This is a genomic window from Pseudomonas arabinosi (assembly GCF_047758675.1).
In the GTDB taxonomy this organism is placed as follows: domain Bacteria; phylum Pseudomonadota; class Gammaproteobacteria; order Pseudomonadales; family Pseudomonadaceae; genus Aquipseudomonas; species Aquipseudomonas arabinosi.
In genome coordinates, this window is record NZ_CP180480.1 from 4,758,574 (window position 1) to 4,773,250 (window position 14,677).

Genomic DNA, 14,677 nt, shown 5'->3' on the forward strand with positions numbered 1-14,677 from the left:
TAGAAGACAGAAATAATTAGATCCCCATTGACGATACATCTGAAAGCCTTAACAAAACAGCAACAGGACGCTGCGCATAATGAACATAAACTTCATAGTAACAAAAACCTCCCTACCTAGAAAAAATCAAATCACACTTAGTCCTAATAACTGGGATGATTTTAGTTACAAAACCCAATTCTTTATGACTTATTACGACGAAACCGGTAGGAGCCATGACATTGGGAACCTAAAAATTGGATATATAGGTCAAAAAATTGGCTGGACAACAGAGAATCTTCCACCTGAATTTCCTTTTCTCGAAAGGGAGTTTTTTTCTCTCGGCCAAGAAGTGGATTATTACGCAAACATAGCCAAACTCCCACCTGAGACATCCCAACTCATATTAGAGTCTATACGTGACATAGTTCACAACACTGAAATTCTAGAAACAATTAAAAATGAAGCAGTGTTTTCAACATCGTTAATGCGACACACTAGCCTTTCGTCTATCAACCATCAATATAGACGAATACTCAAAGGCGGCGACATACTTACGGAGTTCAACTTTTCATTCGAGCAAAATCAAACTGCGGAACTATCTCAAATCAACCTTGATTTCTTTATTACCCCAGACTCTAGACCTCCGACTAATATGCATGTACTTATTGGTCGTAACGGGGTAGGAAAAACCACCTTACTAAACAATATGGTAAGCTCCATTCTTGACAAAGATCAAAATATTAACTCCCCAGGAAAATTCTACGAAAGCAAACCATGGGGCAAAGCACCAATCAGCAAAGACTACTTCAGTAGTATAATTTCTGTTTCATTCAGCGCGTTTGACCCCTTTGATCGTAAGCGCTCCATGAACCCCACATTCAAAGCGCTTAGCTGATGCCGGATGCTGTGCTCCCGATTCTCTCAGGAGGCCAGCTCGTCATGATGCGACCCGACGCCAAAGTTGAAAAAGTTTATCTCTACCCCAAGCCCGTGGACTTCAGAAAGTCCATTGATGGCCTCGCTGCGCTGGTCGAGCTGGACATAAAAGTGGCGGTGTTCGATCCCGTGCTCTTCGTTTTTCTCAACAAGCCCCGTAACCGCGTGAAGATTTTGTACTGGGAGCGCAACGGCTTCTGCCTTTGGCTTAAGCGCTTGGAGTCCGAGCGATTCAAAACATCGCCTGATCTCAGCGATGAAGTGATCGTTCTGACCGTCCAGGAACTGAACTGGCTGCTCGACGGTTTTGACCTGTGGCGCAACCGTCCTCACCAGGTTTTGACTCCACGCTACGTAGCCTGACCCGGTATAATCCGGGCCATGATTTCTCTGCCCGACGATCTTCCTGATGACCCCGTTTTGCTCAAGCAGCTGCTGCTTGAGGCACTCAATCGCCAGGAAGAAGTTGCCCAGGCTTATCAGGCTCACATCCTCGACCTGAAAGGACAGATCAAGCTGTTGCGCGACCGCTTGTTCGGGCGTAAGTCCGAGCAGACAGCGCAGCCCAATACGCCGCAACTTGCACTGTTCAATGAGCCTGAAAGCGAGCCGATGCCATTGATCGGCGATGCTGAAGAAGTCGTTTCCCCGGTGCCGCGCCGAGGAAAACGTAAGGCGTTGTCGGCTGAGCTGCCGCGTGTCGAGGTCATCCACGAACTGCCCGAGCACGAACTGACCTGTGCCTGCGGTTGCCGCAAGCACGTGATCAGCGAAGAAATCAGCGAACAGCTGGATATCGTGCCGATGCAGATCCGTGTCATCAAACATATCCGCAAGGTTTACGGTTGCCGTGGCTGCGAAACGGCACCGGTCACCGCCGACAAACCGGCTCAACTGATCGAAAAGAGCATGGCCAGCCCAAGCGTTCTGGCCATGTTGCTGACCACCAAGTACGTCGATGGCTTGCCGCTGCATCGTTTCGAGACGGTGTTAAGTCGACACGGTATCGATATACCAAGGCAAACACTGGCGCGCTGGGTGATGCAGTGCAGCGAACACTTTCAGCCACTGCTGAACTTAATGCGCGACCGATTACTGGAAAGCCCGGTGATCCACTGCGATGAAACCCGTGTTCAAGTATTGAAAGAGCCAGGTCGAGACCCGACCAGCCAATCCTGGATGTGGGTACAAGCCAGCGGCCCGCCAGATCGCAAAGTCGTGTTGTTCGAGTACACGTCCAGCCGTGCGCAGGAGGTTCCGTTACGTCTACTGGAAAGTTATCGCGGCTATGTTATGACCGATGATTACGCGGGCTATAACGCCTTGGCGTTGCAGCCGGGGGTTGAACGGCTGGCCTGCATGGCCCATGCGCGCCGCAAGTTTGTCGAGGCTCAGAAAGTGCAGCCGAAGGGCAAGACGGGACGTGCCGATATCGCCCTAACAATGATCAACAAGCTGTATGGCATCGAGCGCGACCTCAAGGACGGCGATGATGGACAGCGTTTAATCGGCCGTCAGCAAAGGAGCGTACCGATCCTGGCTCAGTTGAAAAGCTGGTTGGAGAAAACGCAGCCCCAAGTAACGCCGCAAAGTGTGCTGGGTAAGGCCATTAATTATCTGGCCAGCAACTGGAGCCGGCTGGAGCGTTATGTAGAAGCCGGTTTTTTACCTATCGACAACAATGCGGCCGAAAGGGCGATAAAACCGTTCGTTATCGGTCGTAAGGCGTGGCTGTTCAGCGACACGCCCAAAGGCGCTACCGCCAGTGCTCAGATCTACAGCCTGATGGAGACCGCCAAGGTCAACGGGCAAGAGCCTTATACGTGGCTACGCCACGTACTGGAGCAGTTACCACATGCGCAGTCGGTGGCGGATTATGAAGCGCTGCTGCCGTGGAACTGTTCGCCAGAGATACGAAGTTAAGCCTGACCCTATCGTGGGTGGTTGGATCGTACGCTATCGAGACCTTTCGATATCCTTGGCTGTACTGCCAAATCCACCCAACACGTAATAGACTCGGTACGTTTTTTGGGCCTCCAAAGCCCTGTAAAAACGGAAAATCCTACCCCCGGTACAAAAATAGTCCTACCCCCGGTACAGGTCCAAAATGGCTCACATGAGCGCAGATAGGGCGTACTTCTCCATTTTCGTGGCATTTATGTGACATTTGAATGGCATTTAAATACCACAGAAATAGGGCCCATCTTTTGTGCCACCTGAAATACCTGGCCTTGGCATTTTTGTGCCACTGAAATAACCAAACTTTGGCATTTTTATGCCACTAAAATAGCCAAACATTGGCATTCTTATGCCAGCAAAATGGTAGGTAAGCTATTTATGTGCCACAGGTAGAGAAATATGGGGCGCCGCGTCTGGGATCAGGTGGTGACTTTGAATGTGGGGTTCATGGAGCGCTTACCTTTGATCCACCTGCAAATCAACCAGATCGTTCCAAAGGTGTTTGCTATTACTACATAGGGCTAAAAAACAGAGACAAAGCCAATACTCAGTTGAAAGCCACCGCCGACCTATGCACAGACTTCATCGATAGTTTTAATGCCTGTTTCAATCAAGCACGCAAAAGAAAACTTTGGCTTGCTTCGGTCGAAAAATTAAATTTCGACATAAACTTTAAAGAAATAGGACTTCTTGAATTAATTACATTTATAAACGACCCGAAATTCGAATCACGCCTCAAACAGACCTATTTAAGAATGAGTTCTGGTCATGCAATTGTTTTATTAACACTTACAAATATTATCGCTAATATTGAGGAAAAATCACTTATACTCATTGATGAACCTGAAAGCCATTTACACCCACCTCTTTTATCTGCCTTCACTCGCACGCTTTCCGATCTTTTAATTGAGAGAAATGGTGTTGCGATTATCGCAACACATTCGCCCGTTGTTTTACAAGAGGTCCCTAAATCTTGCGTTTGGAAGTTGTATAGAGTGAGACTTGAATCTACTGCTAATAGACCACAAGATGAAACATTCGGAGAAAATGTGGGAACACTTACACGAGAGGTTTTCGGTCTAGAAGTATCAAACTCAGGATTTCATGCTCTACTACGCCAATCTGTCAGTGAAAAAAAGACATATGAACAAATAATAGAAGAATACAAAGGACAATTAGGCTACGAGGGAAGATCAATTCTTCGATCCCTCATTTCGCCAAGCCTAAAAGGAGACGAAAAAACATCATGAGACGCCTTCCAATACCAGCATATGATACAGTTTCAATTCTCCAACAGTGCTTCTTGGGCGTCTCTGATTTAATTCTACGCACAAAATATATGAACACGGAGAATTTACTTCTTCAATCTGCTGACAACTACGCCGCAAAAGCGCTAGCCGTCCAACTATTCACAATCCCAGCCAATGATTGCGCAACTCATGAAGTAGCACTTGGCGCGCTTACAAAATCAGAATTATACAAGCTCTACACTCAGTACTTCGCAGGAAAAACCAAACCTGCAAGAAGTTATTATGATTCATTACTACTAAGCACTCCAGACCAGAAATGCCCTTATTGCGGTTTTGGTCACATCTACACCCTTGTTCACTACTTGCCAAAATCGAAATATCCAGAATTCTCAGTATTAACTTCAAACTTAGTTCCTGCTTGCCGGGATTGCAATGAGGGCTGTAAAAGCTCAGCATCGGTTTCCTCTGCCGACGAACAATTACTTCATCCATACTTCGACAAACAAAACTTTTTCAACGAGCAATGGCTTTTTGCTTTAATTCTTGAAACGTCCCCCGCTGCCGTAAAATTCTATGTTTCCTGCCCACTCGGATGGAGCGACTCCGCAAAATCTCGTGTAAGAAAACACTTTGAAAATTTTGACCTTAACAAAAGATATATAGTGGAGGCTGCTGATGAACTTTCCAGCCTTAGTCCACGACTGTCCACCTATCACAAACATGCAACAGCCGCACAAATAAAAGCAATCTTAGATGAAACTCTAGAAATAGAACAGCACAAGCACAAAAACTCATGGATGACGGCGTTGTATGACGCGTTAATCAAAAGCAACTGGTATTGCAGCGGAGGCTTCAACGCATCATAATGGCTCAAAAGGGGACAGATTTATTTTTTACATTTAATCAAAAATAAATCCGCCCCTTTTCTCAAACTTGATCAATCAAAACATTTTTATGCATTCCCGCTTGAAGCACGAAAACTTAAGCGCTTCCTTTTAATATACGCAACTCATTTTTTAAAACCTCAATATCAGCTTGTAATTTTTTATTTTCCTCTTTTAGGAAATTCTTCGAAGGGCTTTCATGATTATGATACGGTTTAATGGAGTAGAGTAAATCCAACTCGTCTTTATAAGGCATTAATGGCTGATAAAGTTGATAGAACGCGCGCCCCACCGCCCCTCGAAACAACTCAAGCCTAGGCTTCTTTGCACCAACGGAAAGGATATGATCAGTAGCAATCCCAGGATAAGGATCAATATAAATAATTTTAACAATGCCTAACTGATACGCTTTTTTCGCACAAAGCTCGCATGGGCTAGCAGTTGTAAACAGCACTCCACCAGACAGTTTCTGCCCCCCATACTTCGCAATCTACAAAAATGCATTTTCTTCTGCATGCAGCGACCTTGTGTGCACTTGATTCTTTTCGCCCTCAATTTCATTCTGAATGCTTTTAAAACAAAACGGAACATTTCTATTTTTAGTAGACCCTGACTTAATCAAGTTAAAATACTTATCACTCAACGCATCGCGAAAGACATTATCATTTCGCTCATAGTCACTATAATCAGATCCATTCACTCCCCCTAGCAAGTCCTCTGCACTCCTCAACAAACACGGGGTCTGTCCTTGAGGAGTACTATTCCAACCTACACACTTAACACTATAGCTCTCATCGGTTACAACGGCGCCAACTTGCCTAGATATACAACCCGAACTTTGCTTTACCGTGTATGCAACCTGCATACAATTTTCAATAGATGTAGGCATTACTAGACCCGGATGCATCATCAGGGCCAAGTACCAGGCTAACTGACTTACTAAATCATTCTGATTGAACTCACTAACCTTAGAGTTATGAATATGAATATCGGAAATCTCTATACACGCTTGAATATTTTGAGCAATAAACTTGTTCTCCCCAGAAATTTTTCCGGGATATTCCTTATCATCAAGCTCAGCTATTTCTTTAATAGAAAGTTTTCTATATTCACGCAGACTACTCACCCGTTGAGAGTCCGATGTGTTTATTGATACTAGGTAAAAATTTGCATACCTTCGCTTCAGATAAAACGCTTCATAAGGATTTCGAATTGCATCTATGACAATTCTACATGGAATGCCTTTTGCCCTTGCAGACCTACGAACTAGCTTAATCACAAAATTCAGATGCTTGGGAAAGTTGAACAACATCCCAACATCAAAAATATCAATATTTGCAATACCCGAAGACCTTACGTTATCGCCAGTTCTTTGATAAAGCCTGGTAAAATTTGCGCCACCAAGATGGTTTTTTATCTTTTCCGTAACACTAGGCAGCGTCGAAAAATATAAATCTATCCATGATTCAACTTCATCAGGCTCTACCTTTCCGTCGAAAGAGTGGAGTCTAAGAAGCTCTTCACATGCTTCGCTTAAGCTATCATACGCCTGCTCTGCATTTTCCTGATTAATTTCTGCACCAATAATGCCTACCAAATAGGAAACGAAGGTCTCTCGACCAAGCAACAACAAGTGATAGGTGATTATTGATCTTGCCTCAAGTTTATAAAACGGAACCCATCGATCACCCCTCAAGTACTTATGTATAATTTTGTGCTTTTTAAGTTCATTTTCACTAAGCCCCTCATACCCATCCAGAGGAAACTCTAAAGCGGCCGCTCCTAACTTAATAGCTGCCGTCGTGCAACCCGAGCCCGTACGACCAGTGAGCCCAATTATTAAAAAGTCCTTTGATTCATCATATATGCTATCAATTGCTTCCGCAGACTTCGATGGCATTTCAAACTTCCTTTTAATTATCTTTTCTATAAATTTGCGAGCAAGTTTTACTTTCAATCACCTTTTGCAGCCCTGAATCTACTCCAACATGGAGATTCCCAACAAATGAAGCCATAACCACAGAAAGAATGTAGCTCGTTTTTTGATGCTGAGCCTTGACCATCGTAGCTCTACTACTCGCTGTTCCCCCTTTGTGGAGGCACGACGCTTTTTGATAACTCGCAGCCACCAAGCAAAAAGTCCTAGGACCACCCTAAAACTTCCTACACAAACCTCGGAATCCCTAACCTTGCCCACCGTTCCGATGAAGCTTATAGTCCGCCCCGTCGCCCAAAATGGCGATTCAGGTTTGGCGACCTGATCGATCGGATGCAAAAGCGCTGTGCTTTCCTGCAGTCGCTTTCGCATGCCCGCAAAGCTGTCTTTATGGCAGCTGTGCGCGGGAGACCTTCGGGTCTGCCGGTATTCCGATCCCGGTTCGCCAACCTGCGTACAGCTGTCACCCATTCGTTTGGCGACGATTGAGGGACAGTCAACCTTTGCCTTGATCGGAGTTTCACCTATGGAAAGATACATGCCCCTCACCGGAATCGACCTGATCCCGGCCTCCCTGCTCATCGACACCCAAGCCCCACTCGACGTCCTGCAAGCCATGGCCGATTACCGCATTCGTACGGTCACGCAGGTGCTGGAAAACATCGCCTACCGCGCCGAACTCGGTTGCGACACGGTGGTGTTGAAAGACTTTTCTCAGCTGTTAGTCATTCCGTTACGCGACGGCTGTGACTTGATGGACGTGATCGGTCGACGCTTACGAGCTCAGGTGAAGGAGTAAATAAAAACGGGCGCCTCAATGGGCGCCCGTTTTTCTGTAATTGCGATCTGTGCGTAGACGCGGCTGACGGAGCCTTTCGTGAGCCCATTGACCGAAGTCATTTCACCTAAAAATATGTGAAATAAAATGTGAAGGTGATTTTGTTTTAAGAGCCCACAAAACCTCTGGAGGCCAGGAAATTAGCGCCTCTTCATCAAGTCAGTATGTGAAATAAAATGTGAAGACTTTCATACGGTGAAAACCGCTATGTGCGGTCGATTAAATGAGAACGGGCGCCATCGAGGCGCCCGTTTTTTTGTGTCCATGATCAAAGTGGTTCACCCGCATCCATCAGACGGCTGCCCTTCCCTCACGAAGGCAAAGACCGCGTACCCAAGACGTTCAAGCAGCCCCTTGAAATGACAATCAAACCCTCCGCATGGAGCAATACTCCACAATAAGCTGAGTGACCGCCGCCACAATCGCCTGATCCGCGTCAGGCGAGGTGAACAGCCGACATTGGGCATCCGGCAAATCCGGCAACCCTTGTTCTGCCCCAACAACCGCCAACCCTTGCCCCAACTGACTGAGTGGCATGGGCGCTACCGCGAAGCCTGCCAGGGCCGCCGCCCGCAATCCGGCAGTGCTGCTGCACAACATCGCCGTGCGTTGGGCGATCCCCGCCTGCGCCAGTCTCGTCAGCGCGGCCTCGCGATAAGGGCACGGTTCGGGGAACAGGGCCAGCGGCAATGGCGTGGGTAACCGGGTGACGGGTTGCGCCGACCAGGCCCACACCAGCGGTTCTTGCCATAGCAACAGCCCCGCTTCGCTGGTTTCGCACAGCGAACCGATGACCACGTCCAGATGCCCTTGCTTCATCAGCGCCAGTAACGTGCCCGGAATGTTCACCTGCACCTCGATCTTCATCCCGGGGTACTGCGCTGCGAAATCCTGAACAGTGCGCAGCAATCGAGACTCGACAAAATCCTCGGACACTCCGATCCGCAGCCGCCCGTGAAATGGCGTGCGTGTCAGGTCTGTCCAGGCATCACGGTTCAGCGCGAGGATCGTGCGCGCATAAGAGACCAAGCGCTCGCCATCGGCCGTCAGTTGCTGGGAACGGGTGGTGCGCGTCAACAGGGGTTTACCAATCTGTTCTTCCAATCGCCGCACATGGCCACTGACCGCCGACTGAGTCAGGTGCAGCTTCTGGGCTGCACGGCTGAAGCCGTCTTCATCGACGACAGTGACAAATGTCTTGAGTAGCAGAGCATCGAACATAGTTTTGTACGTGATCAATCGAGTTGGAATTTACGATTTATATTTCAAATACAACTATGTTGCAATGCTCCCACCTGCCCTGCTCCCCATCATTCAAGGTGTGCCATGACGACTCTTCTCCATATTCAGTGTTCTCCACGCAAGCAGCGTTCGGCTTCCCTTGAAGTCGCCCGCAGCTTCATTGCGCGTTATCAAGCAAACACCCCGGACACCGAAATCATCACCCTCGACCTCTGGAACATGGCGCTGCCGGAATTCGATGATCTGGCCATGGAGGCCAAGTACGCAGGGCTCAATGGCACGCCGTTGACCGCAGCACAACAAGACGCCTGGAACACGTTAAAAGCGTTGGCCAGTCACCTGCACCGCGCGGATGTACTCGTGATGTCCGTACCGCTGTGGAATTTCAGCATCCCGTACAAACTCAAGCACTTCATCGACCTGGTATCGCAGAAAGACATCCTGTTCAGCGTTGACCCGGAACGCGGTCTGGAAGGCATGCTGCATAACAAACTCGCCGTGGTGATGTACGCCCGCGGCCTGGATTTTTCGGCGCAGTCGAGCACACCCGCGGAGCGCTTCGACTTCCAGAAGCCCTACGTGGAAGCCTGGCTGAAATTTATCGGCGTCACGGATGTGCATTCGGTGATTGTGGAGAAAACCATCCTGGGGGAAGACGTTGATCGGCGCGCGCGTGAGGACGCGACTCAGCAGGCCAGGCGCCTGGCAGACAGTTTGTCGCTGACGCTTCAGGCCCCTCGGCTGCACATCGATTCATTACACGCCTAAAAACTTGAATAGCCACAACCCTCCCATACCCACCGCCAGCGTCAGGAGCGTATTGCGAGTCTGCCAAGCGACCCAGGCCGCAATAATGGCGGCGGGTATCTGGGGGTTATTCAACACGAATGCCCCCTGCCCATTCGGGTACACCACAGCGGGCAGCACAAGGGCCGCCAGCACACTCGCCGGTACGTAAAGCAAGGCCCGACTCAGCACTGACGGGATGCGCAACCGGCCATACAGTTCGACAAAAGAAAGACGCATCGCGAACGTTCCCAAACCGACCGCCAGGAACATCCCCCACATGGCTAGATCACTCATGGTGTCTCCCTCTCGACGTCATGGGTCTGCACATCGATCAATGGGCGCTTGCGAACACTCTCGATCAACAGCCCTGCCATGACACCGCCGATGGAAGCGGTTATCAGCCCAAGGTTATAGGGCATATTGACCGCCAACACGGCGATCAGCCCGCCGACCGAGGCGGCGGCCAAGCTCGCCGCGCTGCGTATGCCGGGAACCAGAAGCGCCAGAAACGAAAGCGGTATGGCAAAGCTCAATGACCAGGTATCGGGGATGCTTGCGCCCAGGTAGATGCCCGCCAATACCGATAATTGCCACGACAACCACATGGCTGCGGCGGTGCCGGCATAGTAGTGGTGCGCAAATTGACCCAACTCGCCAGAGGACAGCTTGAGACTGCACAGTGCGTAGGATTGGTCAGAAAGCATGTAGGAAACCGGCCATGTCCAGCGTCGGGGCAAGTGGTGCAGATGGGGGGCCAGTGACGCGCTGTACATGATGAAGCGCAAGTTGATGACCAGGGCCGTCACCACGATCGCCAACGGCACAACGCCCGTATGGAGCAGTTGCAGTGCAACCATCTGAGCAGACCCGGAGTAGAACAGCAATGTCATGCCCATGGTCGTGCCGGGCGACAGGCCCATGTTGATCGCCATGACCCCCGTCAGCAGGCCGAAAGGAACGACACCGGGACTCAATGGAACGAGCGCCCGGACACCCTGCATGAACGCTTCCCTTCCTGATCGGTACGGCATGTCGTCTCCTTGTTTTTGTGTTCGCGGTGCCGGTTCGATTGCGACCCATCGTGCGGTAGAGTGTGGACCCGGAGCCCGATGGGCTGAACCGACTTTTTTTTCGCGAAAACAGGTAGTTTTTGTTATGGCTAAAAGCTCCCATCCGGATCAGGCCCTGCTCTCAATGCCGTCCTTCAAAGCCATGAGATCGTTCGTGGCCGCCGCCAAGTATCGAAACTTTACCCGGGCCGCCGAGGCGTTGTGCGTCACCCAGGCCGCGATCAGCCGTCAGATTCGCGAGCTTGAGCTCTACTTGGGGACCGAGTTGTTCACTCGTACAGGGAGGGAAGTCAGGCTGACAGCGTCGGGCACAGCACTCTTCGATGCGGCACAGCTGTCCTTGCTCAACATCTTTCAAGCGACCGAAAGAATTCGCCGGGAAAAAAGCGATAAGCGCACCCTGACCCTATGCTGCTCACCCGCCTTGTCGGCGCTTTGGCTATCCCACCGACTGAAAGACTTCTTCAGCGCCAATCCTGACGTCGATTTGAATGTCATCACCACCCAGCATTTTCTGGTGATGGAGCCCGGGATCAATCCGGATATCTTCATCACCAAGAACAGTGATCTGCGCCCCGGCTATCTGCGAATACCTTTGTTTAATGAAGTCGTCTATCCCGTGTGCACACCTCGTTATCTGGAGGCTCATCCAGAACTGAAAACCCTGGAGGGCATGCGCAACAGCGTACTGCTGGACCTGAATCCTTATGGCCGTTCCCAGCTGTCAGAACAGGTCGACTGGAATGTGTGGTTCGCTTTCCAGTCCCATGACCTGCAGATCCCGGCCTCGGAAAGCCCGCACTATTTCAGCAGCAACGACTACAGCCTTCTCGTGCAAATGGCGCTGGATGATCAAGGTATCGCCTTGGGCTGGGATCATTTGGTGGGACATCTGGTGCAGCAGGGGCGCCTGGTTCGGCCGGTGACGGAGGAGATTACGCTCAGGGAATCGGTTCAGTATTTGATGATCAATGAGAAGAAGGCGGAGGATCCGGCGTGTGGGCGTTTGAAGGATTGGCTGGTTGCTGAGTTCAAGTGAAGTAAATGGCGAGCGTCCGCACCAGGACTAGATACGGGACACGACCATAAAATAATCTGTCCCCCTTTTTGGTCCTGACCTTACGCTTGCCTGACAATATCGACCGAGATCTCCACCGCCGCAATCGTGCCTTTGTTCTCAAGCCAGTGGGTGGTATTCCTGTCCTCGGGCCAGCCCACTCCCGGCCCATAATCCGTGGAGACTCCGTTTCGATGGTCAGTGATCGTTCCTTGCAGAATGTAGACGGTGCCGGGTCTATCGATATGGTTGTGTATCGGCCCGAAGACGCCTCCGGGCTCGATGGTCACCCTGCGCATTCTGAGTTGGCGCCCTGCCATACCCTCGATCTCAGGACCCAGGTCAATGGCTGCAAGTAACGTCACCGTGACCCCTTTCGTCTCGGGTGTAGTCTGTTCGTTGCTCATCGCGCGCTCCCCTCTTTATGTACAAGGTCTAACTAGAAGTAGAGACCCTAAAAGGGGTGGTCGGTTGAGAGGCGACAAAGGGTCGATTGCCGTCCTTCGCGACGGGCTGTTATTGGCCAGAAGCAGACACTCAGCTTCGAAGGCATAGGCTTATCACACCGTCTTTTAACAGGGCATGAGACTACGCAGAGATCAGCACCAACCACATTCTTAGTGGCATTGAACAGCGTGCCCAGGATGCAGTCCAACAGGTCTTGGACTGTGAGCGCTATCAGACCTCACCAGGCTTGGTCCTGCGTGCGTAGTACACAATCGGCCTAGCATCCAAAGTTGTTTCTTCCCCTCGAAAAACGCCTTCCAAAGGATAGATAAATGAGAAAACTCATTTCTGTGGTCGCTGTAGCGACTTCATTTGCCATGGGTACTGCATTCGCTCAAGCACCCGCGAAACCTGATGTGAATCCAATCACAAATGGCGCGATCAATACGGCAGTTTCGCCGACTACCACCACAGCAAAAATTGCAGTGACCAGCGATGCTCATGCTGGAGCATTGAACGAATGCTACAACACCATTGGCGATCAGCCCCGGACAGCGTTGCAGCCTTGCCTTGAGGGCAAGACTCGCGAAGTGACGTCACAAATGAATATCGCCTACAAAAAACTGGAAGCTCAGACAAAGGAAATCAATTCGAGTGCGACGGCCAAAGCCCTTACCTCGCTGCTCGCCTCTCAGAAGGCTTTCGAGAAGTTCAAGGATGCACAGTGTCAATGGGAAGGTGACTCCGTGATGGGGGGCTCGGGCTCTGGAGATATTTTAAGTTCCTGCAAAGTCGATTTGATGCGTTGGAGAACGAAGCAACTTTCCGATTGAAGTTATCGACATAGGCGGTGCCGCGTGCGGGAACAGATGGCGGGTACGCCGTCTGGTTGCTTTCGGCCAAAAACAGTCATTCACTAAATCCCTGACGAGGCAATGCAATCGAAATCAAAACTGCAAACAGAACGAATGCACTTGATATCCATAAGCATGCCCATACACCTGATAAATCCAGCCGGATAGCACCGTGCCCATCAATCTGTTGGTGCTGGTGCGGTTTTGACCCAAGCTACTGACTTCAGCTAACCCTTAGGCGGTCTGTGAAGACATACATAAGACCATCGATTACCAAGTATTCGGGTAGGTCATTGATTTCCGGTAGCTTGGGTCAAAACTGCATCAGCGCCAACATCTCTGATTCATCATTGTTCTCCCGTAACCCGTGTTTTGCTCTTCGTCAAAGTCAGGCTCAACAGTACCGAAATCAATATGATGCCGCCGACTGTGGTCAGCGACCATTGGATCGGCATGTGCCACCACGGCGCGACCAGCATCTTGCCACCGATGAACACCAGTACGATGGCCAGGCCATATTTGAGCAAGTGGAAGCGGTAGGCCATGTCGGCAAGCAGAAAATACAGTGCGCGCAGGCCCATGATGGCGAAGATGTTGGAGGTGAACACGATGAAGGGGTCGGTGGTGACGGCGAAGATAGCCGGGATGCTATCGACCGCGAAGACCAGGTCGCTGGCCTCGATCAGTACCAGCACCAGGAACATCGGAGTCGCCCAGCGCAGGCCGTTCTGGCGCACGAAGAAGCGCTCGCCACGAAAGCCATCGGTGATGCGAAGATGGCTACGCAGCCAACGCAGCAAAGGGTTCTTTTCGAGGTCTGGCTGCTGGTTGGCGAAGATCAGCATCTTAATGCCGGTGATTACGAGGAAAGCGCCAAAGACATAGAGTAGCCAGGCAAACTCCTGCACCAGCCACACACCGGCGAAAATCATACCGGCGCGCATGATGATGGCTCCGAACACGCCATAGAGCAGGACGCGGCGCTGCAACTCTGGCGGTACGGCGAAGTAGCCGAAGATCATCACGAAAACGAACATGTTGTCGATCGACAGCGACTGCTCGATCAGGTAGCCCGTCAGGAATTCGAGCGTTGTACGCTGGGCCACTTCGGCGCCGAACATGCTGCGCAGATACCACCAGAGCAGGACGGCGAAGACCAACGCCAAACTGGACCAGGCGATGACCCAGGCCAGCGCTTCGCGCACCGAAACACGATGCGCCTTGCGTCCGCCGAAGACGAACAGATCGAGCGCCAGCATGGCAAGGACGAACACGATGAAGGCGGTCCACATCCAGGATTGGCCGACGCTGATGGCGGTCATTTACTGTCTCCGCATGAAGCAGCAATAGGCTGGAGGAGTCATGCTAACGAGCCTGTTACATCAACAAAAATCGTTTATTCATTGCGAATAGTTCATTTTTTACGAAGTGTT

16 protein-coding genes and 1 pseudogene are annotated in these 14,677 nt (G+C 50.4%); 9 read left to right on the top strand and 8 right to left on the bottom strand.

Features of this window, described 5'->3' with window-relative positions; genetic code table 11:
• The first annotated feature begins 79 nt into the window (after nucleotides 1–79).
• The 5 genes from ACMXYJ_RS22160 (at nucleotide 80) to ACMXYJ_RS22180 (ending at nucleotide 4,993) form a co-directional block, all read left to right on the top strand.
• Nucleotides 80–877, top strand: a complete 798-nt coding sequence (locus ACMXYJ_RS22160; RefSeq protein WP_415756929.1) for a hypothetical protein — start codon at nucleotides 80–82, stop codon at nucleotides 875–877.
• On the top strand, nucleotides 877–1,281 hold the full coding sequence (gene tnpB, locus ACMXYJ_RS22165; protein ID WP_415756171.1) for an IS66 family insertion sequence element accessory protein TnpB: 405 nt from the start codon (nucleotides 877–879) through the stop codon (nucleotides 1,279–1,281). Before ACMXYJ_RS22160 ends, tnpB begins: the two co-directional genes overlap by 1 nt.
• Nucleotides 1,282–1,299: 18 nt before the next feature.
• On the top strand, nucleotides 1,300–2,841 hold the full coding sequence (gene tnpC / locus ACMXYJ_RS22170) for an IS66 family transposase (RefSeq protein WP_415756930.1): 1,542 nt from the start codon (nucleotides 1,300–1,302) through the stop codon (nucleotides 2,839–2,841).
• A 416-nt stretch (nucleotides 2,842–3,257) separates the two neighbouring features.
• The gene (locus ACMXYJ_RS22175; RefSeq protein WP_415756931.1) at nucleotides 3,258–4,127 is read left to right on the top strand and encodes an AAA family ATPase; all 870 of its coding nucleotides are present in this window, start codon (nucleotides 3,258–3,260) and stop codon (nucleotides 4,125–4,127) included.
• Nucleotides 4,124–4,993, top strand: a complete 870-nt coding sequence (locus ACMXYJ_RS22180; RefSeq protein ID WP_415756932.1) for an HNH endonuclease — start codon at nucleotides 4,124–4,126, stop codon at nucleotides 4,991–4,993. Before ACMXYJ_RS22175 ends, ACMXYJ_RS22180 begins: the two co-directional genes overlap by 4 nt.
• 115 nt (nucleotides 4,994–5,108) lie before the next feature.
• Here the strand turns inward: ACMXYJ_RS22180 and ACMXYJ_RS22185 are convergent, their stop codons facing one another.
• Together ACMXYJ_RS22185 and ACMXYJ_RS22190 are read right to left on the bottom strand one after the other, a co-directional pair.
• On the bottom strand, nucleotides 5,109–5,465 hold the full coding sequence (locus ACMXYJ_RS22185) for a hypothetical protein (RefSeq protein WP_415756933.1): 357 nt from the start codon (nucleotides 5,463–5,465) through the stop codon (nucleotides 5,109–5,111).
• 36 nt (nucleotides 5,466–5,501) lie between these two features.
• Nucleotides 5,502–6,968, bottom strand: a complete 1,467-nt coding sequence (locus tag ACMXYJ_RS22190; RefSeq protein ID WP_415756934.1) for a hypothetical protein — start codon at nucleotides 6,966–6,968, stop codon at nucleotides 5,502–5,504.
• Nucleotides 6,969–7,473: 505 nt separating this feature from the next.
• On the opposite strand from ACMXYJ_RS22190, the gene ACMXYJ_RS22195 reads away from it, so the two are divergent.
• The gene (locus tag ACMXYJ_RS22195) at nucleotides 7,474–7,746 is read left to right on the top strand and encodes a hypothetical protein (protein WP_046056783.1); all 273 of its coding nucleotides are present in this window, start codon (nucleotides 7,474–7,476) and stop codon (nucleotides 7,744–7,746) included.
• Nucleotides 7,747–8,151: 405 nt separating this feature from the next.
• Here the strand turns inward: ACMXYJ_RS22195 and ACMXYJ_RS22200 are convergent, their stop codons facing one another.
• Nucleotides 8,152–9,006 (bottom strand): LysR substrate-binding domain-containing protein, encoded by an 855-nt coding sequence (locus ACMXYJ_RS22200; protein ID WP_415756935.1) that lies wholly within the window; start codon nucleotides 9,004–9,006, stop codon nucleotides 8,152–8,154.
• 105 nt (nucleotides 9,007–9,111) lie between these two features.
• On the opposite strand from ACMXYJ_RS22200, the gene ACMXYJ_RS22205 reads away from it, so the two are divergent.
• Entirely contained in the window at nucleotides 9,112–9,795 is a 684-nt protein-coding gene (locus tag ACMXYJ_RS22205; protein WP_415756936.1) for an FMN-dependent NADH-azoreductase, read from the top strand.
• Here the strand turns inward: ACMXYJ_RS22205 and ACMXYJ_RS22210 are convergent.
• Both ACMXYJ_RS22210 and ACMXYJ_RS22215 read right to left on the bottom strand, forming a co-directional pair.
• Nucleotides 9,784–10,110, bottom strand: coding sequence for an AzlD domain-containing protein (locus tag ACMXYJ_RS22210; RefSeq protein ID WP_415756937.1), 327 nt, complete (start codon nucleotides 10,108–10,110; stop codon nucleotides 9,784–9,786). The two genes, ACMXYJ_RS22205 and ACMXYJ_RS22210, sit on opposite strands and share 12 nt — an antisense overlap.
• Nucleotides 10,107–10,847, bottom strand: coding sequence for an AzlC family ABC transporter permease (locus tag ACMXYJ_RS22215; RefSeq protein WP_415756938.1), 741 nt, complete (start codon nucleotides 10,845–10,847; stop codon nucleotides 10,107–10,109). The genes ACMXYJ_RS22210 and ACMXYJ_RS22215 overlap by 4 nt, the downstream gene beginning before the upstream one ends.
• Before the next feature lie 124 nt (nucleotides 10,848–10,971).
• Between ACMXYJ_RS22215 and ACMXYJ_RS22220 the strand changes: the two genes are divergently transcribed.
• Nucleotides 10,972–11,925 carry a LysR family transcriptional regulator gene (locus ACMXYJ_RS22220; RefSeq protein WP_415760784.1) on the top strand — a complete coding sequence of 318 codons (954 nt, stop codon included), beginning with the start codon at nucleotides 10,972–10,974 and terminating at the stop codon, nucleotides 11,923–11,925.
• 80 nt (nucleotides 11,926–12,005) lie between these two features.
• On the opposite strand, the gene ACMXYJ_RS22225 is transcribed toward ACMXYJ_RS22220, so the two are convergent.
• Nucleotides 12,006–12,350 carry a cupin domain-containing protein gene (locus ACMXYJ_RS22225; protein ID WP_415756939.1) on the bottom strand — a complete coding sequence of 115 codons (345 nt, stop codon included), beginning with the start codon at nucleotides 12,348–12,350 and terminating at the stop codon, nucleotides 12,006–12,008.
• A gap of 372 nt (nucleotides 12,351–12,722) precedes the next feature.
• Between ACMXYJ_RS22225 and umoC the strand changes: the two genes are divergently transcribed.
• Nucleotides 12,723–13,223, top strand: coding sequence for a UmoC family flagellar biogenesis regulator (gene umoC, locus ACMXYJ_RS22230; protein WP_415756940.1), 501 nt, complete (start codon nucleotides 12,723–12,725; stop codon nucleotides 13,221–13,223).
• A gap of 76 nt (nucleotides 13,224–13,299) precedes the next feature.
• On the opposite strand, the pseudogene ACMXYJ_RS22235 reads toward umoC, so the two are convergent.
• Together ACMXYJ_RS22235 and ACMXYJ_RS22240 are read right to left on the bottom strand one after the other, a co-directional pair.
• A pseudogene (locus tag ACMXYJ_RS22235) lies at nucleotides 13,300–13,430 on the bottom strand (organoarsenical effux MFS transporter ArsJ); the annotation flags it as partial.
• A 161-nt stretch (nucleotides 13,431–13,591) separates the two neighbouring features.
• Nucleotides 13,592–14,566 (bottom strand): TerC family protein, encoded by a 975-nt coding sequence (locus ACMXYJ_RS22240; RefSeq protein ID WP_415756941.1) that lies wholly within the window; start codon nucleotides 14,564–14,566, stop codon nucleotides 13,592–13,594.
• Between the last annotated feature and the right edge of the window lie 111 nt (nucleotides 14,567–14,677).

Coding starts and splice junctions, on each gene's coding strand:
- ACMXYJ_RS22160 (WP_415756929.1), top strand. CDS start 80: ATGAACATAAACTTCATAGTAACAAAAACCTCCCTACCTAGAAAAAAT.
- tnpB (WP_415756171.1), top strand. CDS start 877: ATGCCGGATGCTGTGCTCCCGATTCTCTCAGGAGGCCAGCTCGTCATG.
- tnpC (WP_415756930.1), top strand. CDS start 1,300: ATGATTTCTCTGCCCGACGATCTTCCTGATGACCCCGTTTTGCTCAAG.
- ACMXYJ_RS22180 (WP_415756932.1), top strand. CDS start 4,124: ATGAGACGCCTTCCAATACCAGCATATGATACAGTTTCAATTCTCCAA.
- ACMXYJ_RS22195 (WP_046056783.1), top strand. CDS start 7,474: ATGGAAAGATACATGCCCCTCACCGGAATCGACCTGATCCCGGCCTCC.
- ACMXYJ_RS22200 (WP_415756935.1), bottom strand. CDS start 9,006: ATGTTCGATGCTCTGCTACTCAAGACATTTGTCACTGTCGTCGATGAA.
- ACMXYJ_RS22205 (WP_415756936.1), top strand. CDS start 9,112: ATGACGACTCTTCTCCATATTCAGTGTTCTCCACGCAAGCAGCGTTCG.
- ACMXYJ_RS22210 (WP_415756937.1), bottom strand. CDS start 10,110: ATGAGTGATCTAGCCATGTGGGGGATGTTCCTGGCGGTCGGTTTGGGA.
- ACMXYJ_RS22215 (WP_415756938.1), bottom strand. CDS start 10,847: ATGCCGTACCGATCAGGAAGGGAAGCGTTCATGCAGGGTGTCCGGGCG.
- ACMXYJ_RS22220 (WP_415760784.1), top strand. CDS start 10,972: ATGGCTAAAAGCTCCCATCCGGATCAGGCCCTGCTCTCAATGCCGTCC.
- ACMXYJ_RS22225 (WP_415756939.1), bottom strand. CDS start 12,350: ATGAGCAACGAACAGACTACACCCGAGACGAAAGGGGTCACGGTGACG.
- umoC (WP_415756940.1), top strand. CDS start 12,723: ATGAGAAAACTCATTTCTGTGGTCGCTGTAGCGACTTCATTTGCCATG.
- ACMXYJ_RS22240 (WP_415756941.1), bottom strand. CDS start 14,566: ATGACCGCCATCAGCGTCGGCCAATCCTGGATGTGGACCGCCTTCATC.